The organism is Pedobacter yonginensis (assembly GCF_003173595.1).
Classification (GTDB): Bacteria; Bacteroidota; Bacteroidia; order Sphingobacteriales; family Sphingobacteriaceae; genus Pedobacter; species Pedobacter yonginense.
Map to the genome: position 1 here is coordinate 805,839 of NZ_QGNZ01000001.1, position 25,400 is coordinate 831,238.

The window sequence follows — 25,400 nt, forward strand, 5'->3', positions numbered from 1 at the left end:
CTTAGAAAAGGACTTGTAAAAGGTTTGATTATTTGTTTTGCTTAATTTGAGCTTAGATTACCTTCGCTTCCGAGTGCAGTAAATCAATTAGTTGCGCTGTCTGATCTGCAGGTACCAATTTAACTTGACCGCGAGGGGCAGGGGTTTCATATTTGGTAACTTTAGATACTTCATCAATAGCAACGGCTTCAACCACATTTAACGGCTTTGTTCTCGCGCTCATAATGCCACGCATATTTGGAATTTTTGGTTCTGCTACACCTTCAGCACAACTGGCAATAAATTTTCCAGATACGGTTACAACTTCTTTACCACCTTCAATTTCTCTTTCTAAAGTGGCAGTATCACCATCAACGGTTAATTTTTTTATGATTGAAATTGATGGAATATCTAAAAACTCTCCAACCATTGCAGCAACCTGATTTCCGTTGTAATCAATAGATTCGCGACCGGTTAAAATGAGATTAAAGTCTTTATCTTTTGCGTATTCTGCAATTTGCTTGGCCACGAAGTATGCATCACGCGGGCTCGCATTAACCCTCACGGCGTCATCTGCACCAATTGCAAGTGCTTTTCTAATGGTTGGATCGTTGCTCGCTTCTCCAACATTAATTACAGTTACCGTACCTTTACCACCTTCAGTTAACTCAATAGCTTTTGATAAGGCGATTTCATCGTAAGGGTTAACAATATATTGTACACCTGCAGTATTGAATTCGGTATTATCGTTGGTAAAAGTTATTTTTGTCGTTGTGTCTGGCACGTTACTGATACAAACTAATATTTTCATAAGTATTATGTTTAAATATATAAGGTCTTTCTGCAAATTTAATTAAAAAAGCAAGGAAATAAAATGTCATCTAGCCGTTTGAGTAAGTTATTAGAGTTTTTAGAAAGTGATCCGAATGATCCATTTATACTATATGCCTTAGCCACAGAGTATAACGCCCAAAATGATAAGGAAAAAGCATATTCTTTTTACCTTCAATTAACGGATAAACATCCGGATTATGTTGGAACTTACTATCATTTGGGTAAACTATATGAGAAAGACAACCAAAAAGATCAAGCCATTTCAGTTTATGCAAAAGGAATGGAAGTGGCTAGAACTAAAAGAGATATGCATGCTTTCTCGGAATTACAAGGTGCATTTAACTCGGCTTCGGGATTAGACTATGAGGACGAGTAATAGACAAAGCTTGTTCTTTAACGATTTTAAAATCAGATAAAACCAATGAACGCCAAAAAGCAATGGCTATTTATTCGGAATGTAATCTTTTTTACATTTACATCTTTTGGTGGAGCACAAGCGCATTTGGCGCTTCTTTTGAAATATTTTGTGCACAGCACGAAATTCATTTCTGAAGAGGAACTACTTGAGTTGAACGCTTTAGCTCAAGTTTTGCCTGGCCCGGCATCTACCCAAACGCTTGTGGGTATTGCTTGGAAGGTTGGAAAACTCAAACTGGCCATTATTACATTTATCATATGGATTTTGCCTACTGCCGCAATCATGACCCTTGCGGCCATAAGCTATGCTTTGCTGGATCAAAAGCAAAAGTTTAATGATGTTCTCGAATACATTCAACCCATCGCCTTAGGCATTGTGGGTTATGGGGCGTATAAATTGGGAAACAAGGTTTTAAAAACTCAGGTTTCTATCTTCCTAGCCATTGGATCCGTAATTGCCACTTTTGTACTTAGAAATGCATACGTATTTCCAATTGCCATTTTGGTGGGCGGTATGATTTCATCTGCGATAGAAACGCCTAAAGAGGAGGCTGATTTACGCGTTAGGTTATTCTCGAATATTAACCCCAGAAAGTTGATTTATTTTCTTGGTGCATTACTGCTCTTCGCCTTGGTAGGTGCAATTATCAATAGAACATCGCCCTTTAGTTTACCCATTCGTTTATTGGAAAACTTTTATCGTAACGGTATTTTGGTTTTTGGAGGGGGGCAGGTACTCGTTCCGCTCATGTTTACCGAGTTTGTGCAAATGAAGCATTACCTACAGGCTTCTGGTTTTTTATCAGGCTATGCACTTCAACAAGCATTGCCAGGGCCAACGTTTTCATTTACAAGTTACCTTGGTGCACTAAGCATGAAAAGTTTTGGTTATGGAATGTGGGGACAAATTTTGGGCGGCCTTATTGGTGTAATTGGAATTAATCTACCTGGGCTCATTCTGGTTTTGTTTATTGTTCCATTTTGGGATGATTTGAAGAAAATTTCTAGAATCCGCCACAGCTTGTCGGGAATTAATGCGGTAAGTGTTGGCTTTATCATCGCAGCATTTGTGTTATTATTAATTCCTATGGGCTTTAATTGGCTTTTTTTGGGCATAATGTTAGCTACTTTTCTTTTATTAAATTTCACAAAGATAAGCCCGCCTGTAATTGTCTTGATAGGTATTTTTATTGGCTATCTTTTTTAAAAAAGTCACCGCTTTTAAACAAAAAAAGGAAAATGTGTTTCGCATTTTCCTTTTTTATTTTACAACCTAGCATTTTTAAAATGGCGGTTCTTCATCATTATAATCATCCATTTTTGAAGGACGAATAATTACATTGCTTTGCTTTTCAAAATCTTGAGATGGGTACATTCCAGAAGATGGGCTATCTGAAGCGAATGAAGATGGTGCGCTGAAATCTTCTTCCAAATCGACAAACTTAACAAACTTACCAACGAATTTAAGCGGAACAATTCCGGTTTCACCGTTACGGTGTTTTGCAATAATTACCTCCGCGATACCCGCCTGAGAACGACCTTGCTCATCTTCGGTAATGCCATAATATTCTGGTCGGTATAAGAAAAGTACCATATCGGCATCTTGCTCAATTGACCCAGACTCACGTAAATCTGAAAGCATTGGTCTTTTCCCTTGTAAACCAGGTCTGCTTTCCACCGCACGACTCAATTGAGATAGCGCTAAAACAGGCACATCCAATTCTTTCGCTACGGATTTCAAAGCTCTCGAAATACTACCAATTTCCTGCTCACGGTTACCGCCACCTTTGCCTTCGCCTTTACCGTGCATCAACTGCAAGTAATCGACTATAACCAACTGAATGTCGTATTGAGATTTCAACCTTCTGCACTTTGCCCTAAATTCAAAAATATTTAATGCTGGGGTATCATCAATTAGGAGTGGAGCTTCGGTTAAACGGCCTATTTTGCTGTGCATTTGTTGCCATTCCCATTCTTGGAGATTTCCCTTTCTGATTTTCTCTTGTTCAATTTCAGCTTCACCAGAAATCAAACGATTAACCAACTGAACAGACGACATCTCCAAAGAGAACACCACTGTTGGTTTTTGAAAATCAACAGAAGCATTTCGTGCACACGTTAACACAAATGCGGTTTTTCCCATTGCCGGACGTGCTGCGATGATCACCAAATCTTGCTTCTGCCAACCACCTGTAATTCGATCCAAGCCCGTAAAACCTGTCGGAACTCCGGTTAGTCCATCCGTTTTAGTTCTAAGTTCTTCTAATGTGGCTAAGGATTGTTTAATAATATCGTCCATTTTCTGCGTATCGCGACGCAGATTGTTTTGAGCAATATCGAAAAGTCCTTTTTCGGCATGGTCTAATAAATCGAAAATATCCGTGGTATCTTCATAAGCATTGGTAATGATGTCTGTAGAAATGCGAATCAGTTCCCGTTGTATATATTTTTGGGAGATAATCCTTGCATGATATTCGATGTTTGCCGCAGAAGCTACACGATTGGTTAAATTGGTAATGTAGTAAGCACCACCAACCATTTCTAAAGTACCAAGTTGCCTTAATTCGGCTGTAACCGTTAAAATATCAACCGGTTTTGATTTCTCAAATAAGAGATGAATGGCTTCAAAAATTTTCTGATGAGATTCCTGATAAAAAATTTCAGGTTTCAAAATATCAATAACGGCAGATAAAGCATCTTTTTCGAGCATTAGGGCGCCCAAAACGGCCTCTTCTAAATCCAATGCTTGAGGGGGTAATTTGCCCATAGAACTTACCGTATTGCCTAATCTGGCTTTTCTGGATATGATGCTATTCTTTCCGCCCTGTTCGTTATCGTTAATCATAAAACAAAAGTAGTTAAATTTTGTCCCGATTGTTTTAAGAAGTTTTTAGTTGTTTGTTAACAAATTGAAGCATAATCAGATTAATTTATTGATCATTTTAAATTTCAAAACAAATTTTAAACAATTAAATGTTAATAAGAATGAGATAGATTAGGGCTAAAACATTTATTTGAATACTTTTGCCTAACAATTTAAAAACATGGATAATTTTAGAAGACCGCAACGCGCAAAAGAAAATAATGAATTTGTTTTTGGTATCAGAGCCGTTATTGAAGCTGTTAAAGCAGGTAGGGATATTGAAACAATTTATTTGCAACGTGGCTTGGCTGGTGAGTTATTTCTAGAATTAAAAGCACTTTTGGTAGGCACGCTTATTCCCTTAAATTCGGTTCCGGTAGAAAAGTTGAATAGAATGTCTCAAAAAAACCATCAGGGCGTAATTGCGGTAATTTCACCCATTACCTATCAAAATATCGAGGACATTGTTCCTGCCGTTTTCGAAAGGGGAGAAGTTCCTTTAGTTTTGGTTTTGGACAGCGTTACCGATGTTAGAAACATGGGTGCAATTGCCAGAACAGCGGCGTGTGTGGGTGTTCATGCAATTGTTGTACCTTTGAAAAACGCTGCACAAATCAATGCAGATGCGATAAAAACATCGGCAGGTGCCTTATTTAGTATTCCGATTTGCAGACACTCCAACCTCCATAAAACCTGTTTATTTTTGCAGGAAAGCGGTTTGCAAATTGTTGCCTGTACAGAAAAAACGAATGATTTAATTTATGCCCCAGATTATACCCTTCCAACTGCAATTGTAATGGGATCAGAAGATGAGGGGATTTCCAATGATCTACTTCGCGTTGCCGATCATTTGGCGAAAATTCCAATGGCCGGTAAAATAGAATCACTAAATGTTTCTGTTTCTGCAGGCGTAATCTTATACGAAGCGGTAAGACAGCGAGCGCTTTAAAAAAGTCTATAATGCGAGTCGGTTTAATCCCTAAAGGAGAAATAATAAATTTAAACAATAATGATTAAGATGCTGAAATAAATTCAGCATGACGGATTGTTTATTCTGCATGATGGATGGGTTTAAGGTATCGTCACCCTGAATTTATTTCAGGGTCTTAGCTGGGTTTTTAAATGTATTTTCGTTGGGCATAATGGCGAACCAATTTTGATCCCATTAAGATGCTGAAATAAATTCAGCATGACGGATTGTTTATTCTGCATGATGGATGGGTTTAAGGTATCGTCACCCTGAATTTATTTCAGGGTCTTAGCTGGGTTTTTAGAGCTGTTTTCAATGCGCATAAGGGTAAACCTATTTTAAGGTCGGTTAAGATGCTGAAATAAATTCAGAGGACGGATTGCATTTTTTTGGTACTGCGACACTAAACAATGCGTAAAAAGAAAAGGTTCGTACCAACTACTGCACGAACCTTTTCTTTTAGGTTTAAACCCAAGGAAAATTACCCATGGTTGTTAAAACTTAAATAAACTTATTTCCAAAACGAGATTTAACCTCGGCCACAAATTCTTTTACTTTTTGTTCTTCATCGCGTGGGCAAATCATCAACATATTGTTATTTTCTACCACAATATAATCATGTAAACCATTCAAAATAACCAACTTGTCTTTGGGTACATTTACCATGCAGTTTGATGAGTCGAACATGATTACCTGTTCAGAAGGAATTACTGCATTACCAACATAATCCTTGTCGGCCATTTCGTAAATGGAAGCCCAGGTACCTAAGTCAGACCAACCAAAATCAGAAGGAAGTACATATACATTATCTGCTTTTTCCATAATTCCAAAATCTATAGAGATGTTGGTGCATTGAAAATAGGCATTGTTTATAAAGGCTCTTTCTCCAACACCGTTCAAGTCTGCACGGCCAAGATTGAAAATCTCATACATATCGGGCAAATATTTTTCGAACGCAGATAGAATTGATTTTGCTGACCATATAAAAATCCCGGCATTCCAAAGAAAATCTCCACTTGATAAGAACGATTTCGCAAGCTCTAGATTTGGTTTCTCGGTAAATGTTTTAACCTTATGTAGGTCGGCATCCGTATTTAAAACATAATCGGTATGTTGGATGTAACCATAGCCTGTATCAGGACGGTTGGGTTTAATGCCTAATGTAATTAAGCAATCATTTTTCGATGCGGCATCAAGAGATTGGGCTATTGATTTAACGAAACCACCTAAATCTGCAATGGTATGATCAGAAGGCGCTACAACAATGGTAGCATTTGGGTTAAGCTCATAAATTTTCATGCTTCCGTAAACCACGCAAGGTGCTGTGTTTCGCATCAGCGGCTCAGCTAAAATCTGGTTATCGCTTAACTGAGGAATTTGCTCCCTTATCAGATCCGAATAGATTTCATTGGTTACGATAAAAATATTTTCTGGTGGACAGATTTCTAAAAATCTTTCGTAAGTACTTTGGATTAGGGTTTTTCCAACTCCAAAAAAATCAATAAACTGTTTAGGGTATTCAGTTCTGCTCACTGGCCAAAAGCGGCTTCCGACGCCCCCAGCCATAATTAAGGCATAAAAATCTTTGTTCATTATATAAGTTAAAATTACACAATCCCTTCGTTTAAAAGATCGTGCAAATGGATTATGCCAAAGTAAGTATTTTGTTCTAGAACTAGCAACTGTGTGATGCTATTTTCTCTGATTAAAGCAAGAGCATCAACAGCGAGTGCGTCGAACTGAATACTTTTAGGGTTTTTCCCCATAATATCCTCGGCTTTTAAGTGTTCAATATTCGAGTAATTTTCAAGCATTCTCCTGATGTCCCCATCAGTAATTACGCCTATCACTCTATTCTCAGCATCAATAACAGCAACTGCACCCAAACGGTTTTTGCTAATTTCGATTAAGGCTTCCTTAACAGATGCCTTAGGATGGATGGATGGCTTTTCGTTGGATAGTGCTAAATCTCTAGCCTTCAGGTATAATTTTTTACCCAAAGAGCCCCCTGGATGGTATTTTGCAAAATCAGATTCATTAAAATCTCTACATTCTAACAAACAAATTGCAAGTGCATCGCCCATGGCCAACTGTGCTGTTGTACTGGTAGTTGGAGCTAAATTGTGTGGGCAAGCCTCTTTATCTACCGAAGTATTCAAAACCATGTCCGCTTGATCGGCTAAAAAAGAGTTGAGCGCGCCAACCATGCCAATCAATTTATTTCCTGATGCCTTTAAGAGGGGGGTTAGAACTTTGATCTCGGGCGTGTTGCCACTTTTTGATAAGCAGATTACAACATCGTTTCGTTGGATCATACCCAAATCTCCGTGAATGGCATCAGCAGCATGCATAAAAATGGCAGGCGTGCCTGTCGAGTTAAATGTAGCCACAATTTTCTGAGCGATAATGGCACTTTTACCAATTCCAGTTACCACCACACGACCATTGCATTCTAAAATAGTGGATACCACTTTTTCGAAATCATCGTTTAGATTCTTTGCAACATTTAAAATTGCGGCTGCCTCAAGCTCTAATGTGCTTACAGCGGATTGGATAATTGATTTTTTACTTTTCAAAGAGAAAAAAATTGTCTGTTAATACTTGAAATTCTTGTAAAATTATGTTATTTTGGATACAAAAATAGCATCGCATATTTTATTACACAAAATGGACGTGAAAAAGTCGTTATTTGATAACCTGCAAAATTTCTTTGGGTTTGATAATTTCAAAGGTGATCAGGAGTCGATCATAACAAATATTTTAGAAGGCAACAATACTTTTGTTATAATGCCAACGGGCGGAGGGAAGTCTATATGCTATCAATTACCAGCTTTAATGAGCGAAGGAACAGCTATAGTGATTTCACCGCTAATTGCTTTAATGAAAAACCAAGTTGACCAATTGCGGGCTTTTGGTGGAAATGACAGCATCGCCCATTTTCTAAATTCATCACTAAACAAATCTGAAATTACACAAGTTAAGTCTGATCTTTTAAGTGGTCAAACTAAATTATTATACGTTGCGCCAGAATCGTTGGCCAAACAAGATAACATCGATTTTCTAAATCTCATCAAAATTTCTTTTGTTGCGGTTGATGAAGCCCATTGTATTTCTGAATGGGGACACGATTTCAGGCCGGAATACCGCAAAATAAGGCAGGTAATTAGTGGCTTGGGCGATAACATTCCAATTATTGCATTAACGGCTACAGCAACGCCAAAAGTTCAACAAGATATTGTTAAAAATCTTGGAATGACAGAAGCCACCCTGTTTAAATCTTCTTTTAACAGGCCGAACCTATTTTATGAAATCCGCCCAAAAAGAGACATTACGAAAGAAATTATAAAATACATTAAATCGAATCCAGGTAAATCTGGTATTATTTATTGTTTAAGCCGTAAAAAAGTAGAAGAGGTTGCGGAAGCTTTAAACCTTAACGGAATAAGTGCTCTACCTTACCATGCTGGTTTAGATCCAAAGGTTAGGGCCGATACTCAAGATCGTTTCTTAATGGAAGATGCAGAGGTAATTGTGGCAACAATTGCTTTTGGTATGGGCATCGACAAACCCGACGTTCGATTTGTAATTCACCATGATGTACCCAAAAGCATGGAAGGTTATTACCAAGAAACTGGTAGAGCCGGTCGGGATGGTGGAGAAGGGGTTTGTATCGCTTTTTACGCTCAGAAGGATGTAGATAAGCTCGCAAAGTTTATGAAAGATAAACCTGTTTCTGAACGGGAAATCGGTACTCAAATTTTGAAAGAGGTTATTGATTATGCTGAATCTGGCGTTTGCAGAAGGAAGCAAATTTTGCATTACTTCGGCGAAAACTTTAATGAAACGGGTTGTAATTGCATGTGCGACAATTGCAAAAAACCTAAAAAGCAGTTTGATGCAGAACAGCACCTATCAATCTTATTAAAGTTTATCGAAAGCACGGGCGAGAAATTTGATGATGTACATTTATTGAATGTTTTTCTTGGATTAGAAACGGCTCAAACCATTGCATACGAACACAGTAAATTACCTGAGTTTGGAATTGGCAAACAAGATGGCGAGTTGATGTGGAAATCAATCGTTCGCCAAGCTGTTTTAAACAACTACCTATTCAAGGATATAGACAACTATGGTCTGCTGAAATTAACGAAGCAAGGGAAAGATTTCATCATCAATCCATATAGCTTAAAATTTCTGTTAAACGAGCCGATTGAAAGCGGTACAGATGATGATGAGGATGAAGTAAAGCACGGTTCTGGAACGTTGGATAACCAACTTTTGCTCTTGTTGAAAGATCTTCGCAAGAAAATCGCTAAGCAAAAAAACGTCCCACCATTTGTTGTTTTCCAAGATCCATCTTTAGAAGAAATGTGTACGCATTATCCAATAACGATGGAAGAACTGCGTCAGATTTCTGGGGTAGGCTCTGGAAAAGCGATGAAATTTGGAACACCTTTCATCGATCTCATTAAAAAATATGTGGAAGATAATGATGTAGAGCGTCCAATTGACCTGATTATAAAAACACAGGCCAATAAATCGCAAATGAAGGTTTCGATCATCCAAAACATAGATAGACAGATTGGTTTGGAAGACATCGCCGATTCAAAAGGAATTACCTACGAAGAAATTCTAAAGGAAGTTGAATCTATCGTTAATTCGGGAACAAAGCTTAATTTGAACTATTTCATCGATGAAGTGATTGATGATGATAGGCAGGATGAAGTTTTCGATTATTTTAGAGCAGCGGAGAGTGATTCCATTGACGAAGCGCTGAATGAACTTGGTGAAACCGATTATACCAGAGAAGAGATTCAATTGATGAGAATCAAATTTATGTCCGAATTAGGAAACTAAAAATAGAGTTGAGTCTCTCGAATACAGAGCGCTCAAATCTGAAAAATCAATTATGCTTAACTATTTAGATAATATAAAAAACACACAGTCTGGAAATTTCTTTTTGATGGCTGGTCCATGTGCAATCGAAGGTGAGGATATTGCAATGAGGATAGCAGAAAAAATCATTACAATAACCGATAAACTGCAGATTCCATACATTTTTAAAGGCTCTTACCGCAAGGCGAATAGAAGTAAAGGAAGTTCGTTTACTGGAATTGGCGACGAAAAAGCATTACGAATTTTAGAAAGAATTGGTAGAGAATTTAACGTGCCAACGGTTACAGATATTCATGAAAGCGGCGAAGCTGCAATGGCTGCCGAATATGTAGATGTGCTGCAAATACCGGCATTTTTGTGTCGCCAAACCGATTTATTAATTGCTGCCGCCCACACCGGAAAAGTGGTTAATGTTAAAAAGGGTCAATTTCTTTCAGCTGGCTCAATGAAGTTTGCTGTAGAAAAGGTGAAAGAAGCCGGTAATGATAAAGTGATTTTAACCGATAGGGGCAACACCTTTGGCTATCAAGATTTAATTGTAGATTACCGAGGTTTGCCAGAAATGCAAAGTTTTGGTGTACCGGTGGTGATGGATTGTACACATTCTCTACAACAGCCGAACCAAAGTAGTGGCGTTACAGGTGGGAAACCTGAGCTGATTTTAACCATTGCAAAAGCAGCTATTGCAGTAGGGGCGGATGGTTTATTTATCGAAACACACCCCGATCCAGCAAACGCAAAATCTGATGGCGCAAACATGTTGCATTTAGATTTATTAGAAGAAACTCTAACTAAGTTGGTTAGAATTAGACAAGCAATTTTATAAATTGAACAATTCAAAAGTATTCCTCACGGCAGAATGGCGTAAATTGGCTTTAGCACAGTACGCTGTTGACGCCGAAATTTTAAAGAAATATTTACCTCCACATACCGAGCTAGATGACTGGCAAGGGAAGTTTTATGTAAGCTTGGTTGGTTTTATGTTTCTAAATGTAAAATTGAGGGGTATCAATATTCCATACCATACTAACTTTGAGGAGGTTAACCTGCGCTTTTATGTGAAGTATTACGATAATGGAGTTTTAAAACGGGGCGCCGTATTCATCAAAGAAATCGTTCCTTTGCCCGCCATAACTTTTGTTGCAAATACCATCTATAAAGAAAAATATCAAACCTTGCCCATGAAGCATGTTTGGATTGAACAAGAACATCAAATTGAGGTAGATTATCTTTGGAAAAATAGAATATGGAATAAATTTTATGTCAAAGCCGATTCAAATGCAATAGATATTCCAGCGGGTAGCGAAGAAGAATTTATCACTGAGCATTATTGGGGCTACACAAAAATAGGACCCAATAGAACTTCTGAGTATGGCGTAGAACATCCGAGATGGAAAGTCTATCCGGTTCAGGATTTCAAAATTGACGTAGATTTTACTGCAAATTATGGAAATGATTTTGCATTTCTGAATGGTGTCCAGCCAGATTCGGTTATGTTGGCAGAAGGTTCAGAGATTAAGGTAATGAAGGGTAAAAAGTTCTAATTCTGTTCTATTTTTATCTTCTTGAAGGGCTAATAAACTTGAACTGATCCATCACAGCAACTATAAAATTATATCCTGTGGTAATCGCCACGCCACATTTTAATCTCTTTTTTGATTTCCTGCGGAGATAAATTGCCCGAAAGCGTTTTATCAACCAAAGATATTAGTTCATCATCACTCGCAAATCGGAGCGCTATAATTTGCCTCAACCTAAGCTGTGCGGGTAAAGGTTTGCCAGATAATATGAAATAGCGCAATTTCTCTTCGGCTCTTGCGGCCCTATCTTGTGCCTTTAACGAAAACATTCGTGCCATAAAGGCTGTAAACAATATCAATACAAAAGCTAAAGCAATTAAACCAGTAACTATGTTTGGTATAGATATTACGGTATAAATAGCCAAACCCAAGCCAAGCACAGTGAGGGGTATGGTTATGAAATGGAACAGTGGGTAAAATCTTTTGTGGTTGTTATAGTTTTGAGACATGTTAGATTTTTGTAATGAAAAATGATGTTCTTCGGTTATTTTTTCTGCCTAATTCTGTTTTATTGTCCGCAATCGGTTTTGTTTCTCCGAAGCCTTTAAAGGTAAGTCTTTTTTGATCTATATTATTTTTAACTAGATAATCGTAAACAGCACTTGCCCTATTCAAAGATAGTTTTTCGTTTAATTTATCATCCCCCACATTATCAGTATGGCCTTGAATTTCGATATTTACTTTTTCATTCTCATTTAAAAAATTAATCAAAATTTCCAATTCTTTAATTGATGGAGGTAAAAGATTGTACTTATTGGTATCAAAGAAAATATTTCTTAAAGTTACATTTGCTCCCGCTTTTATCTTTTCAATACTCACTTCAATTTGATAAGGTTTATTAATGTCGCCACTTTTTAATTCGAAGTTTTCTGAATAAAACAAATAGCCTTCTGCACTTACGTTAAACATGTAGTTGCTTCCAACAGGCATAACTGCTAAAAACTGCCCTGTTTCTGCATCTGTATAATCATCAAAAACAGTTTTATTCGTCTTTAAATCAATTACTTGCACATTACTTTCTATGGTTTTATGACTGTCCTTATCTTTCACCGTACCTTTTACATATGTAATTTTCAGCGGTTTAGCCAGTTCTGGAATTCCAAAACTATAAATATCCTGCCCACCAAACCCATCTTTCAAATTAGAAGAAAATAGCCCCAAGTTTCCATCAGCACTAACAATTAAGCCACTCTCATCTTCAAAAGAGTTAATGGGATAGCCAATATTATTGGGTTTTTGCCACTTACCAGCTTCATCTATTCGGCTAAAGTATATATCTTTATTTCCGAAACCTGGCCAACCATCAGAAGAGAAGTAGAGCGTTTTTCCATCGGCATGCAAGAAAGGTGTATTCTCATCATAGGCTGTATTGATGTCAGCACCTAAATTGATTGCAGGTCCCCATTTAGCATCATCTGTTATTGTACTTTTCCAAATATCATATCCGCCAGAACCACCAGGTCTATTGCTAATAAAGTAGAGCGTTCTTCCATCAGGACTGATCGCAGGCTGAGATTCCCAGTACTCTGAATTTACAGGTGAACCAACGTTGTAAGGTTCGCCCCAATCTTTACCTTCACGATGAGACACATAAATATCGCATCTCCCTAATCCATCCGGACGATTACAACCTGTAAAAAAAAGGTATTTACCGTCTGGTGATATCGTTTGAGCACCTTCATTATACTTTGATGTATTGATTTTGTTGGATAGTGGAGTAGCAAGGTTCCAGGAGTTATTTTTAAACTGAGCTGTCCAAAAATCTTCATTACCATTTATTTGTCGCGTAAAAATGAGCGTTTCTCCATCGGCTGTAAGCGCTGGAAAATATTCAGCATCAGTGGTATTCACATTCTTACCCAAATTGTATGGCGTATATTTTACTGGCTTTTTTATGGCTTCAACTGCAAAATCACAATCGAGCAGATATTTTTTGGCTTTTCTGGTTTTATCAGATGATTTATCTGAAGCCAAGAATTCCGTAAAGTGCTGTTTAGCCTTAATATATTCGGTTGTTGCAAATTCAGTTTCGGCCAGACCAAACAGTACATCTGGGGGAACATTTTTATTGATATCGATTGCTTTCTGGTAAGCAGATTTTGCTTCTGGATATTTCTTTTGAATTTTATAAACATCTGCCAGTACGATATAGGCAACCTGAAATTGAGGATCTGCCTGTACAGCACTTTCTAAGAATTGCGTAGCCTCCGTATAATTTTGCTTCTGTAAAGCTGGATTAGCTTTTTCAAACAAGTTTTGTGCTTTTTTATTTGGGGATGATTGGCCAAAGCAATAAAGGCTTAGTACGCTAAAGATAAGGAGTAAGCGAAGTTTCATTACATCAACATTTGGTTAAAGCTAATGTAAACTATTTATGGAATATTTAAAAATTTATGCGTTTGTAAAGAAATTTCCCATTTTGGGTTTGCCATTACATAATCAATGATGAGCGGAGTAATTTCTTTTGATTTCGACCACTCCGGCTGTAAATATAATTTGCATGTTGGCGATACCATTGCAGCATATTCTTCAGCCCATTTAAAATCACTTTTATTGAATACAATAACTTTGAGCTCGTGAGCAAACGGAGTAATGTCTGGACGCGGTGCTTTAAACTTTTTAGGCGATAAGCAAATCCAATCCCAATTGCCTGAAAGCGGGTAAGCACCAGAAGTTTCAATAAAAGTTAGAATACCCCTTTCCTTTAGCTTATTGGTTAAATAATCTAAGTTGTAGATTAAGGGTTCACCACCTGTAATTACAACGGCTTTTCCAGGGTACTGGTCTGCATGATCGACAATTACGTCTGATGGAGTAAGCGGGTGCAAATTGGCGTCCCAACTCTCCTTTACATCACACCAATGGCAACCAACATCGCAACCACCCAAACGAATAAAATAAGCCGCTTTTCCAGTATTAAATCCTTCGCCTTGTATGGTATAAAATTCTTCCATTAATGGAAGCAATGTGCCGTCTTCTGGTATTTCCTGTTTCATTTTTGAGGATGCAAATATCCTAAAAAAATATGGTGTAGCAGTTCCTCTTTTAAAATTTAATGCAAAGATGAAATAACACTGATATTTATTTGCTGTATTTTTGGAATATGCAATGGTTTAAAGTTTTAAATACCGCCCAAATTCCAACTTTTGATTCGATTAAAACAATCGCAGTGAATGGAAAACAAGTATGCATCATTAAAACTGCTGGTAAAATTTATGCAACTCAATCTTTTTGCCCACATGCGGGTGGAAATTTTGGAGGCGGTTGGTGCAAAAATGGTCAGCTTGTATGTCCTATCCATCGCTATGCATACAATTTGGAAACAGGAAGAGGAGCGGAGGGCCAAGGCGATTATATTAACATTTTTCCTACAGAATTGAGGGAGGATGGCTTGTACATTGGTTTTAAAGAAAGCTGGTGGAGTAAATTGTGGGGGTAAATCGAGGAATTTATTATTATTCAAGATTCCTGATTAATGTCGCAGCCTTCACCATCCCTAGTTAATTTAACAAATGCCGTCTAAAAAACTCCTGACAGTTAATCACTTCGATGTCAGCGAAATAAAAATCTTCAATATCCTCAGTGATGATGCATGTACAATCAACCGATAACGCGGCATAATATTCCAATCCATCTTCGAAATCATGAATTGATTTATTAGATAGGGTATCAAAAACCCCACTTGGTGTATCGCCAGCAATTTTTAAGTACTGACAAAGCAAATCAATTTTCTGTTTGGCCAACTGCGTTTTGTGTTTCTTCTCCGCAAAATAAAACGCAATCGCTAAACAAAGCGGAGAAGTGTAAAATTCAAATTTACGGTGTGAAGCCAAACTTAGAATTCTTGATGAATAGGTGAAAAGTGGATATTCTTTATTCAATACTGAAACGAGAACATTTGCATCCAAAAATATCTTCATCAATTACTTTTTAGAAGAAAAGAATTCATCTTTTGATTTTTTGCGAGCAGACTTAACCGTTTTTTTGTATTCTATCTCGCCTTCGGCAACCATATTAACCCAATCAGAAATAGGATAATCTTCGAGAGATTTATGATTGCTGGAGGTAACCTGAATCAATAAATGCTCAATTAAACGCGATAAACTGATATTATTATCGGCAGCATATTTTTTTGCTTGTTTAACTACATCTTGGTTAAAACTCAGCGTAAGTTTCGAATCCATAAAATAATTTTTATACACGAAGATAGTTATTACGTATCAGATATAAAAATATATACGTAAAAAAAAGCAACTCAAAACCTGAGTTGCTTTCTAATGTATAAGTTCGATTCCTTGATCAATAAGCCAGAAACTTGTTTAAGAATATATTTCTTTCCTTGCAGAAGCCAGCGTATTTTTAAGTAAACCCACTATTGTCATTAAGCCTACACCACCAGGAACTGGAGTAATGTAAGCGGATTTTGGAGCGACATGGTCAAAATCTACGTCGCCATAAAGTTTAAAACCTGATTTGGTTTCAGTAGAAGTTTCTCTGTTAATGCCTACGTCGATAATAATCGCACCTGGCTTAACCATGTCGGCTGTGATGAAATTCTTTTTTCCTATTGCAGCAATGATGATATCGGCTTGTAAAACCTGTTCTTTTAAATCCTTTGTACGCGAATGTGTTAGCGTGACAGTACAATTTCCTGGCTTAGCATTACGAGCCATCAATATGCTCATGGGGCTACCCACAATATTACTTCGACCAACAACAACGCAATGCATCCCGGCGGTATCAATATTATATTCTTGCAACATCAATAAAATTCCATACGGTGTAGCAGGGATGAAGCAGGGTAGGTTGCGCATCATTCGCCCTAAGTTAACCGGATGGAAACCATCAACGTCTTTACGGTAATCAATTTTCTCGGTAACTTTTTCTGGATCGATATGCTTTGGTAAGGGCAATTGAACAATTAATCCATCCACATCATCATCCTGATTAATTTCTTCAATTTTAGCCAATAACTCTTCTTCTGTAACCGAATTATCGTACCTGTGAAGTGATGACTTAAAACCAACCTTTTCACAGTTTTTCATCTTACTGGCCACGTACGTTTCGCTACCACCATCATTACCAACCAAAATAGCAACCAAATGTGGCTTGCGACCGCTCTTATTCAAAAATTCTGCAGCTTCTTCTGCAATTTGAACTTTAACTTTTTCTGATACGTATTTACCGTCTAATAATTTCATTAAACTTTAATTAAAATGTGTAAAGGCTTCTTTCTGGAAAGTCAATTTCTGGAAGAAATGAATCATTATATTTCGGGAAACCCATTTGCTGGTCTCCACTTAAAATCATGGTTAGAGGTTTTTGGCCGTAAAATGCAGCCCACTGACTAAAAGTACTGGGTGGCCCGATAATGGCATCGCATTTTGCCAATGAATACAGATCGATTATAAAATGTCTTTCCTTTATCAAAACAGTCAACCCTTTGTAATGTGATAAATCAACTACTTCATTTGAACAAATAAAGAACGCACAAGTTTTTCCAATTTCAGCATATTCATTAACCAGCTGTTGCATCATTTGCGCATATTGTTCGTCAGAATAATACCACTTACCGCCCACGAAGGTGGCATAATCGCCCCTTCTAATGTGCACGCCAATCAAAACATCTGCTGCCAATTTTGCTTCATTGATTTCCTTTTCAACCGCAGAATAGTAGGGTTCAACAGGCTTAAAAAATTTACAAATTAGATCTCGATGCTTTCGCACATTATTCGGATCTCTAAACATCCAACCTTGCACCAAAACCCTTCTTTTTGTTGCATCCTCAACAAAATCTGCTCGGTTTAAATCGAATATTGTTGAAGTTTTATCTTCGGCAAAAGTTGTTCTATAGAATTTGTGCAACACGGGCGTTCTACCAAATTTTCTATAGGTTATGTTCGACCAATTTTTGAAAATATTGCTGTAAAAATAATCAAGTAGTGAAATTCCTGTTCTTGTAACCGAAATCGGATAGCTGGAAAAATCATTAGCCTTTGTTGCTTCGAAATATCTTTTATACTTATGAAAACCCAAATTTACAAGCGGATATCCATATTCAATACTGTTCGAAATAAAAGAACTAAATCCCCATAAGCGATTGGCTAATTGACTACTCTGACTATTTATAATAACCATAGGAAATCTAGTCCAATTTCAAAACCGCCATAAATGCACTTTGCGGAATTTCTACGTTTCCAACTTGGCGCATACGTTTTTTACCTTTTTTCTGTTTCTCCAAAAGTTTTCGCTTACGAGAGATATCACCACCATAACATTTTGCGGTTACATCTTTACGCAATGCACTAAGCGTTTCGCGGGCGATTACTTTTGCCCCGATTGATGCCTGAATTTTAATTTCAAACTGTTGGCGAGGTATCAATTCTCTCAATTTCTCGCAAATCTTCTTACCAAAATCGTAAGCATTGCTTCTATGAATTAAGGAAGATAATGCATCAACAGGCTCATCGTTTAGCAACATATCTAAACGTACCAAATCAGATTTGCGGTAGCCTATTTGATGGTAATCAAACGACGCATACCCTTTAGAAATGGTTTTCAATTTATCATAAAAATCGAATACAATTTCACCCATTGGCATTTCAAAAATCAGCTCAACACGATCAGAAGTGAGATAAGATTGATTAATAATGATCCCACGCTTCTGAATACAGAGCGACATTACTGGCCCAACAAATTCGGCCTTTGTAATGATGTTGGCTTTGATGAATGGTTCTTCAACAGAATCCAATTTACTTGGATCAGGTAAATCTGAAGGGTTATTTACAGTTATTTCATCGCCTTTTGTAGTATGAGCAATGTACGATACGTTGGGAACAGTAGTAATTACCGTCATATCGAACTCACGCTCCAAGCGCTCTTGAATAATCTCCATGTGCAGCATGCCCAAGAAACCGCAACGGAAACCAAAGCCTAAAGCCGCCGAACTTTCTGGTTCGAAAACAATAGAAGCATCGTTTAATTGCAATTTATGCATGGCTTCACGCAATTCTTCAAATTCATCGGTATCAACCGGATAAATTCCGGCAAAAACCATAGGCTTTACTTCTTCAAAACCTTGAATTGCATCTAAGGATGGTCGTTCAACTGTAGTAATGGTATCGCCCACTTTTACTTCACGGGCTTCTTTAATTCCAGAAATAATGTATCCTACATCACCTGTTTTTACCACGCTACGTGGCGACATGTCCAACTTTAAAATCCCAACTTCATCAGCTAAATACTGCTTACCAGTGTTGATGAACTTTACTTTATCGCCTTTTTTGATTTCGCCGTTTACAACTTTATAATAGGCTATAATCCCTCTAAATGAATTGAAAACTGAATCGAAAATCAAAGCTTGTAGTGGGGCATCAGGATCTCCAACCGGTGCAGGAACTCGATCAACAATGGCTTGAATAATGTCTGGAATTCCAAGCCCCGTTTTGCCAGAGGCTGGGATAATATCTTCTCTTTTACAGCCGATTAAATCAATAATTTGATCTTTTACTTCCTCTGGCATTGCACCAGGCAAATCCATTTTATTTAAAATCGGAATAATCTCTAAATCGTGCTCTAAAGCCAAATATAAATTTGAGATGGTTTGGGCTTGAATTCCCTGCGATGCGTCAACAATCAGCAAAGCACCTTCGCAAGCTGCAATTGACCGAGAAACTTCATAAGAAAAATCTACGTGTCCGGGTGTATCAATTAAGTTGAAATTATATTCTATATCCCCAACTTTATAGTTCATTTGTATGGCATGACTTTTAATTGTGATGCCCCTCTCACGCTCCAAATCCATATTATCGAGCAACTGTGCCTGCGCCTCACGCTTGGAAATTGTCTCGGTATATTCTAACAACCTATCGGCTAGAGTGCTCTTCCCGTGGTCTATATGTGCAATAATGCAAAAATTACGTATATGCTTCATCTTTGCGCAAAGATATGTTTTTTAATGGAAAATGTAAGTGCCAAAATGGATTGTAAAAGCACCAATTGAACGACTAGATTAACATAAATCAAGTCTGGTTTGACTTCAAATGCATTGCTTTAAACAACAGTTTTTTTCCATTTGCCTTTTTTAAATAGTATAAATGCCGCTGCTGCAATACCTGCTTCAGCTGTTGGTATTGCAATAAATACCCCAGTTGGACCCATTTCGAGGCATTTTGCCAAAAAGTAGGCAAAAGGGATTTGGAATAACCAAAAGGCAAAAACATTGATTTTGGTGGGTGTCCAAGTATCTCCTGCACCATTAAATGCACTGCTAAAAACCATTGCCGCACCATATATAACGAAACCTACACTTAAAATTTTGAGTGCTTTACCTGCAATTGCAATTACTTTTTCGTCAGTAGTAAAAAATGCAGCAAACAAATGTCCACAGCTTAAAAACAGCACACTTACTATGGCCATGAAGATGATAATGTATTTTAGCGTTTGAAAAACGGATTGTTGTGCGCGGTCTATGTGCCCAGCGCCTAAATTTTGACCAACTAAGGTTGCCGCCGCATTACTTAACCCCCAAGCCGGAAGCATAAAAAACATCATCAAACGCAGAGCCGTTTGGTAACCTGCCGAACCTTCATCACCGCCCGTTGTTGCTACAAGCTCCGCTAAGAAAACCCAACTACAACTTGCAATTACAAATTGAAAGATTGCTGGTGCAGCAATTTTTACAATGGCTTTAATTTGTACAAAATCGGGAATGAAATAACTGAGTCGTATTTTCAATGCATTTTTGCCATTAAACAAATTATAAACTTGATATGAAACACCCAAGCCGCGACCAATGGTTGTAGCAATTGCAGCACCTGTTAAACCAAATGCAGGAATAGGCCCTAAACCATTAATGAAAATGGGGCAAAGGATAATGTTGGCAATATTTGCAATCCATAAACTTCGCATGGCAATGGCTGCATTGCCCGCACCCCTAAAAATTCCGTTAATCAGAAACAATAGAACTATAATGAGACTACCGCCCATCATGATGCGAACGAAGTCCGTTCCGTGATTGGCTGTCTCAATAGAAGCCCCCATTAAGAGCAGTATATCTCTAGCATAAATTAAGCCTGCTATACTAATTAAAATATTGATTGAAACTGCGATTACTATAGTTTGCATCCCTGCTTTTGACGCTGCTTCAGGATTCTTTTCACCAATTCTTCGGGCTACAACTGCAGTTGCCGCCATGCTTAATCCAATCGCCAACGAATAAATTATGGTTAAAACAGATTCGGTTAAACCAACAGTTTGTATGGCATTGCTGCTATTTTCCAAATGACCTACAAAATATAAATCTACCAAAGCGAATACCGATTCCATAGCCATTTCCAACATCATAGGTATGGCTAATAAAATAATTGCACGCTTGATGCTAATTGCAGTTAGATCGACCTCGTTACCTTTTAGGGATTGTACCAGTAACTCAAAAAATGAGGATAATTTGCCCTTTGTCTTCTTAGACTGTGACATAAAGTTGAGATAAAAGATTATAACTAAACCAGTTGAGTTGCATTAATGCAACCATACTTAATTGAAAATGAAGCGAATCCTTGATTTTTTTAGAACCTCAAACGGATTGCTGATACTATCATGGCTTTGGTTTTTTGATTTTCTAAAGATAAATAAAATTATGAACTGTGAAATTTTGATAGCTGAAATTCAATAAAATAACAAAGTAGATAAAAGGAAATGAGCTTATATACTATATGCCTTTATCATGTCTTCAGTAACTTTCGTTCCACGGCTGGTATTTAAATCAATTAAAACGTAATCGAAAATTCCATCTGATGCTACTTTGCCTGTTTTTTTATTGATGATTTCGAACTGAACTGCACAGCCTTTATCATTCATGGTTAAAATACCCGTTCTAATTAGCATTAAGTCATTCATCAAAAGGGGGCGTTTGAAATGAATATCAACATGACTTACCACCCAACCCAAACCTTGCTTCGTAAAATGTTCCCAAGGCATTCCATAGAATTTTTCCATCTGCTCGTAACGTGCAGCCAATACATAATCTAAATATTTGCTGTTATGTACATGGTTAAACATATCTATATCGTCTGGGCGGACGCGTAACTCGCTTTCGAAAATGCTAAATTGATTTTGAATCATCCTTACAAAAGTAAATCATTTTTTGTGTTGGAGTATTAAATTGCATTTAATTGTACCATCAAATTGTGTTAATTAGCATCTAAATGAACAATATTATTGATAAATGTAAGGTAATTTTGTATTTTTGATGTAATGGGCCATTTGAAAATATATGATACCAACATCGATAAAGCAAGTATTGCTGCCGAGCGAGAGTACACTTATCTAAAGTCTTCTTCAGAGCATAAAATCCTGGCTTTATTAAACCTAAACCGTACTTCAGTTGCGTTAAATGGTGGTTCTCCTTTAAAAAAACCACAAGGTTTGGGCTTAGTTATTCGTAGGTCTAACCTTTAAATTATGTCTTTTGATAGGGAAAGCCCAGAAATGTTATTGCTTTTGGAAACATTTGCAAAGCATAGTGTAAATTATCTAATTGTAGGCGGTTTTGCCGTAAATCGTTATGGTTATAACCGTACAACAGGCGATTTGGACATTTACTTAAAAGATACCATAGAAAATAGAAAGAACTTGATTGAAGCCATTGACGAAATGGGTTACGGCCGATATGATATGTTAATTGATGTGCCAATAATTGCTGGATACTGTGAGGTGATGATGGATGACGGTATGTATGCAGATTTGATGACGGATATACCTGGATTAGATAAAGACAAATTCGATGAGTATTTAGCCATGGCAACGGTAGATGAAATATCTGATTATAAAATTTATTTCTTGCACTACAATCATTTGCTTGAAAATAAAAAAGCAACCAATAGAATAAAAGATCAGTTAGATGTGCAAGAATTGCAGCGCATTAATAAAATGTCGTAAGTACTTGCAGGTCAGAACTTTTTTCAACCCTACTTAACGAAAATCCTTTTTTGCTCGAACTGAAGGAGTTGATTGCAATGCTATTCGGCTTCGTGATGCCAATAAGGTAACCAAAAGATTGTTTAAGGGCGGGGAAGAAGTAACCCATGAGCACTGTGCTTGCTTTGCAAATAAATAAGTGCAAGATAAAATTCTCAATCTCTGAAATACACTTGGTTATAAATAAAAATACCCTTATCTTTGCGCCACAATTTAATTAATTTACACTTTAATATTATTCAAGAATGTATTTAAGTCCAGAAAAGAAAGCCGAAATCTTTAAACAACACGGCGAAGTAGAAACCAATACGGGTTCTGCAGAAGGTCAAGTAGCGTTATTTACATACCGTATTGCGCACTTAACAGAACACTTAAAGAAAAATCGTAAAGATTTCTCTACTCAGTTGTCACTTCAAAAATTGGTAGGTAAACGCCGCGGTATTTTGGCTTATCTATACAAAAAAGATATTGAGCGCTATCGTGCTATCATTAAAGCTTTATCGCTTCGTGATATCATCAAACAAAAATAAGCGTAATTTTATCAACAAGAGCCATTCTTTAGGGAATGGCTTTTTAATTTTACTTAACTTTACAAATGTGAGGTTAAGTTTTATAAGTTAAGCAACCCTTAATTTATTGAGCTAGCAAAACAAAAACATATATAAACAAGGTGTGTAGAAAGAGGAAAACACACCATAATTCTATTTAAATGAATGTAATAAAAAAATCGTTCGATTTGGGCGATGGCAGAATTGTAGAAATTGAAACTGGTAAATTGGCTAAACAAGCTGATGGTTCGGTTGTAGTAAAAATGGGCGATACGATGTTGTTAGCAACTGTAGTATCTACTGTTGGTGCTAAACCAGGTACTGATTTTTTACCATTATCGGTTGATTATCAAGAAAAATATGCGGCTACAGGTCGTATTCCAGGAGGCTTTTTACGTCGTGAGGCGAGATTATCTGATTACGAGGTCTTAATATCTCGTTTGGTGGATAGAGCTTTACGCCCAATGTTCCCAAGTGATTATCACTCTGATACTCAGGTGATGATTTCATTGATCTCTGCTGATAAAGATATTATGCCAGATTGTTTGGCAGGTTTAGCGGCATCTGCTGCATTATCAGTTTCTGATATTCCTTTTAACGGTCCAATTTCTGAAGTACGTGTAGCTAAAATTGATGGCAAATTGGTAATCAACCCATTGGCTAGCCAATTGGAGCGTGCAACTTTAGAATTTATGGTTGCAGGTTCTGCTAACGATATAGGCATGGTTGAAGGCGAGTGTGATGAAATTCAAGAGGATGAAATGGTTGAGGCTTTAAAATTTGCACACGATGCAATTAAAGTTCAATGTGCTATCCAAGTGGAATTGACAGAGGCTACAGGTAAAACTGTAAAACGCGAATATAACCACGAAGACCATGATGCTGATTTAAAAGCTAAGGTTTACGCAGATACTTATGATAAAGTTTATGCAGTAGCAAAAGCTGGTGGCAATAAAGACGTTCGTAAAGAAGGCTTTACCGCAATTATCAATGAGTTTTTTGAGGCTATGCCAGAAGATACTGCAGATTTAACTAAAGCAATGGCTAAACATTATTATCATGATGTTCAGTACGATGCGATTAGAAATCTATTGTTAGATGAAGGTATTCGTTTAGATGGCCGTAAAACAACTGAAATTCGCCCTATTTGGAGCGAAGTTGGTTATTTACCAGCTGCACACGGTTCTGCTGTGTTTACACGTGGCGAAACGCAGTCGTTAACATCGGTTACTTTAGGAAGTAAAGATGATGAGCAAATGATTGATGGTGCTTTCTTTAATGGCTATAACAAATTCTTATTGCACTATAATTTCCCTGGTTTTTCTACTGGTGAGGTAAGACCAAACAGAGGTGCTGGTCGCCGTGAAATTGGTCACGGTGCTTTAGCGCAACGCTCTTTGAAAAAAGTATTACCAGAAGGCGAAGCTAATCCTTACACCATCCGTATCGTTTCTGATATTTTAGAATCAAACGGATCATCATCAATGGCAACGGTTTGTGCAGGTACGTTAGCGCTTATGGATGCAGGTATTAAAATCAAATCGCCAGTATCTGGGATTGCAATGGGTTTAATTACTGATGAGAAAACAGGTAAATACGCCATTCTTTCTGATATTTTAGGTGACGAAGATCATTTAGGTGATATGGATTTTAAAGTAACAGGTACTGAACATGGTATTGTTGCTTGTCAGATGGACTTAAAAATCAATGGTTTATCATACGAAGTATTAACAAAAGCTTTATTACAAGCTAAAGAAGGTCGTTTACACATCTTAAATGAGATGAAGAAAACGATTAGCCAGCCTAATGAAGATTACAAACCACATGCTCCACGTATTGTTTCTTTGACAATTGATAAAGAATTTATCGGTGCAATAATCGGCCCTGGAGGTAAAATTATTCAAGAAATGCAACGCGAAACTGGCGCATCAATCTCTATCGAAGAAGTTGATGGAAAAGGTATTGTTGAGGTATTTGCAGATAACAAAGCCTCAATCGATGCCGCTGTTACGCGTATTCGCAACATTGTAGCTAAACCAGAAATTGGTGAAGTTTACCAAGGTAAAGTAAAGTCAATTATGCCATTCGGAGCATTCGTTGAGGTTATGCCAGGTAAAGATGGTTTATTACACATTTCAGAAATTTCGTGGGAACGCCTAGAAACGATGGACGGTGTGTTAAAAGAAGGTGATAAAATCGAAGTTAAATTACTAGACATCGATAAACAAGGCAAAATGAAACTTTCTCGTAAAGTTTTATTGCCAAGACCAGAAAAACCAGCTGCGCCACAAGCTTAGTTGTAAACCGTTACACTCAAGTAGAGCTACATCTATTTT

Annotated in this window: 25 protein-coding genes; 11 read left to right on the forward strand and 14 right to left on the reverse strand. The window is 37.3% G+C overall.

Annotated features, from left to right (window positions below; genetic code table 11):
- Positions 1-52: 52 nt before the first annotated feature.
- Positions 53-790: an electron transfer flavoprotein subunit beta/FixA family protein gene (locus DHW03_RS03480; protein ID WP_109924337.1), complete on the reverse strand. Its 738-nt coding sequence runs from the start codon at positions 788-790 to the stop codon at positions 53-55.
- A gap of 63 nt (positions 791-853) precedes the next feature.
- Between DHW03_RS03480 and DHW03_RS03485 the strand changes: the two genes are divergently transcribed.
- Both DHW03_RS03485 and chrA read left to right on the forward strand, forming a co-directional pair.
- Positions 854-1,189 (forward strand): tetratricopeptide repeat protein, encoded by a 336-nt coding sequence (locus DHW03_RS03485; RefSeq protein WP_109924338.1) that lies wholly within the window; start codon positions 854-856, stop codon positions 1,187-1,189.
- A gap of 45 nt (positions 1,190-1,234) precedes the next feature.
- Complete coding sequence (gene chrA, locus DHW03_RS03490) at positions 1,235-2,437, forward strand: chromate efflux transporter (RefSeq protein WP_109924339.1); 1,203 nt, start codon at positions 1,235-1,237, stop codon at positions 2,435-2,437.
- 75 nt (positions 2,438-2,512) lie between these two features.
- On the opposite strand, the gene dnaB is transcribed toward chrA, so the two are convergent.
- Positions 2,513-4,075: a replicative DNA helicase gene (gene dnaB / locus DHW03_RS03495; protein WP_109924340.1), complete on the reverse strand. Its 1,563-nt coding sequence runs from the start codon at positions 4,073-4,075 to the stop codon at positions 2,513-2,515.
- 199 nt (positions 4,076-4,274) lie between these two features.
- On the opposite strand from dnaB, the gene rlmB reads away from it, so the two are divergent.
- Positions 4,275-5,042, forward strand: coding sequence for a 23S rRNA (guanosine(2251)-2'-O)-methyltransferase RlmB (gene rlmB, locus DHW03_RS03500; protein ID WP_109924341.1), 768 nt, complete (start codon positions 4,275-4,277; stop codon positions 5,040-5,042).
- A gap of 522 nt (positions 5,043-5,564) precedes the next feature.
- On the opposite strand, the gene DHW03_RS03505 is transcribed toward rlmB, so the two are convergent.
- Entirely contained in the window at positions 5,565-6,656 is a 1,092-nt protein-coding gene (locus DHW03_RS03505; RefSeq protein ID WP_109924342.1) for a mannose-1-phosphate guanylyltransferase, read from the reverse strand.
- Between the two features lie 14 nt (positions 6,657-6,670).
- The gene (locus DHW03_RS03510; protein ID WP_109924343.1) at positions 6,671-7,639 is read right to left on the reverse strand and encodes a KpsF/GutQ family sugar-phosphate isomerase; all 969 of its coding nucleotides are present in this window, start codon (positions 7,637-7,639) and stop codon (positions 6,671-6,673) included.
- A 91-nt stretch (positions 7,640-7,730) separates the two neighbouring features.
- On the opposite strand from DHW03_RS03510, the gene recQ reads away from it, so the two are divergent.
- From recQ to DHW03_RS03525, 3 genes are read left to right on the forward strand one after another with little or no spacing between them, the layout of a single operon-like run.
- Positions 7,731-9,920 (forward strand): DNA helicase RecQ, encoded by a 2,190-nt coding sequence (gene recQ, locus DHW03_RS03515; RefSeq protein WP_109924344.1) that lies wholly within the window; start codon positions 7,731-7,733, stop codon positions 9,918-9,920.
- Positions 9,921-9,972: 52 nt separating this feature from the next.
- Positions 9,973-10,785, forward strand: coding sequence for a 3-deoxy-8-phosphooctulonate synthase (gene kdsA, locus DHW03_RS03520; RefSeq protein WP_109924345.1), 813 nt, complete (start codon positions 9,973-9,975; stop codon positions 10,783-10,785).
- Position 10,786: 1 nt separating this feature from the next.
- The gene (locus DHW03_RS03525; protein ID WP_109924346.1) at positions 10,787-11,503 is read left to right on the forward strand and encodes a YqjF family protein; all 717 of its coding nucleotides are present in this window, start codon (positions 10,787-10,789) and stop codon (positions 11,501-11,503) included.
- Positions 11,504-11,571: 68 nt separating this feature from the next.
- Here the strand turns inward: DHW03_RS03525 and DHW03_RS03530 are convergent, their stop codons facing one another.
- From DHW03_RS03530 to DHW03_RS03540, 3 genes are read right to left on the reverse strand one after another with little or no spacing between them, the layout of a single operon-like run.
- Positions 11,572-11,988: a DUF6526 family protein gene (locus tag DHW03_RS03530; protein WP_109924347.1), complete on the reverse strand. Its 417-nt coding sequence runs from the start codon at positions 11,986-11,988 to the stop codon at positions 11,572-11,574.
- A gap of 1 nt (position 11,989) precedes the next feature.
- Positions 11,990-13,876 (reverse strand): OmpA family protein, encoded by a 1,887-nt coding sequence (locus tag DHW03_RS03535; RefSeq protein WP_109924348.1) that lies wholly within the window; start codon positions 13,874-13,876, stop codon positions 11,990-11,992.
- 35 nt (positions 13,877-13,911) lie between these two features.
- The gene (locus DHW03_RS03540) at positions 13,912-14,535 is read right to left on the reverse strand and encodes a 7-carboxy-7-deazaguanine synthase QueE (protein ID WP_109924349.1); all 624 of its coding nucleotides are present in this window, start codon (positions 14,533-14,535) and stop codon (positions 13,912-13,914) included.
- 107 nt (positions 14,536-14,642) lie between these two features.
- Between DHW03_RS03540 and DHW03_RS03545 the strand changes: the two genes are divergently transcribed.
- Entirely contained in the window at positions 14,643-14,978 is a 336-nt protein-coding gene (locus tag DHW03_RS03545) for a Rieske (2Fe-2S) protein (protein ID WP_109924350.1), read from the forward strand.
- A gap of 61 nt (positions 14,979-15,039) precedes the next feature.
- On the opposite strand, the gene DHW03_RS03550 is transcribed toward DHW03_RS03545, so the two are convergent.
- The 7 genes from DHW03_RS03550 to DHW03_RS03580 all read right to left on the reverse strand — a co-directional run bounded on the left by DHW03_RS03550 (position 15,040) and on the right by DHW03_RS03580 (position 21,661).
- On the reverse strand, positions 15,040-15,459 hold the full coding sequence (locus DHW03_RS03550) for a PIN domain-containing protein (RefSeq protein ID WP_109924351.1): 420 nt from the start codon (positions 15,457-15,459) through the stop codon (positions 15,040-15,042).
- A 3-nt stretch (positions 15,460-15,462) separates the two neighbouring features.
- Positions 15,463-15,723, reverse strand: a complete 261-nt coding sequence (locus tag DHW03_RS03555) for a DUF6364 family protein (RefSeq protein ID WP_109924352.1) — start codon at positions 15,721-15,723, stop codon at positions 15,463-15,465.
- Between the two features lie 135 nt (positions 15,724-15,858).
- Positions 15,859-16,740, reverse strand: coding sequence for a bifunctional 5,10-methylenetetrahydrofolate dehydrogenase/5,10-methenyltetrahydrofolate cyclohydrolase (locus DHW03_RS03560; protein WP_109924353.1), 882 nt, complete (start codon positions 16,738-16,740; stop codon positions 15,859-15,861).
- Positions 16,741-16,750: 10 nt separating this feature from the next.
- Positions 16,751-17,677, reverse strand: a complete 927-nt coding sequence (locus DHW03_RS03565; protein ID WP_109924354.1) for an alpha-1,2-fucosyltransferase — start codon at positions 17,675-17,677, stop codon at positions 16,751-16,753.
- 7 nt (positions 17,678-17,684) lie between these two features.
- Positions 17,685-19,472 carry a translation elongation factor 4 gene (lepA, locus tag DHW03_RS03570; protein ID WP_109924355.1) on the reverse strand — a complete coding sequence of 596 codons (1,788 nt, stop codon included), beginning with the start codon at positions 19,470-19,472 and terminating at the stop codon, positions 17,685-17,687.
- A 119-nt stretch (positions 19,473-19,591) separates the two neighbouring features.
- Positions 19,592-21,016 (reverse strand): MATE family efflux transporter, encoded by a 1,425-nt coding sequence (locus DHW03_RS03575; RefSeq protein WP_109924356.1) that lies wholly within the window; start codon positions 21,014-21,016, stop codon positions 19,592-19,594.
- A 225-nt stretch (positions 21,017-21,241) separates the two neighbouring features.
- Positions 21,242-21,661, reverse strand: a complete 420-nt coding sequence (locus DHW03_RS03580) for an acyl-CoA thioesterase (protein ID WP_109924357.1) — start codon at positions 21,659-21,661, stop codon at positions 21,242-21,244.
- 141 nt (positions 21,662-21,802) lie between these two features.
- Here DHW03_RS03580 and DHW03_RS03585 point away from each other — a divergent pair, with 141 nt between their 5' ends.
- From DHW03_RS03585 to pnp, 4 genes are all read left to right on the forward strand, one after another.
- The gene (locus DHW03_RS03585) at positions 21,803-21,997 is read left to right on the forward strand and encodes a hypothetical protein (protein ID WP_133248494.1); all 195 of its coding nucleotides are present in this window, start codon (positions 21,803-21,805) and stop codon (positions 21,995-21,997) included.
- 3 nt (positions 21,998-22,000) lie between these two features.
- Entirely contained in the window at positions 22,001-22,477 is a 477-nt protein-coding gene (locus DHW03_RS03590; RefSeq protein ID WP_109924359.1) for a hypothetical protein, read from the forward strand.
- A gap of 284 nt (positions 22,478-22,761) precedes the next feature.
- Positions 22,762-23,046, forward strand: coding sequence for a 30S ribosomal protein S15 (gene rpsO / locus DHW03_RS03595; protein WP_025146265.1), 285 nt, complete (start codon positions 22,762-22,764; stop codon positions 23,044-23,046).
- Between the two features lie 179 nt (positions 23,047-23,225).
- Positions 23,226-25,361: a polyribonucleotide nucleotidyltransferase gene (gene pnp / locus DHW03_RS03600; RefSeq protein ID WP_109924360.1), complete on the forward strand. Its 2,136-nt coding sequence runs from the start codon at positions 23,226-23,228 to the stop codon at positions 25,359-25,361.
- Positions 25,362-25,400: the final 39 nt, after the last annotated feature.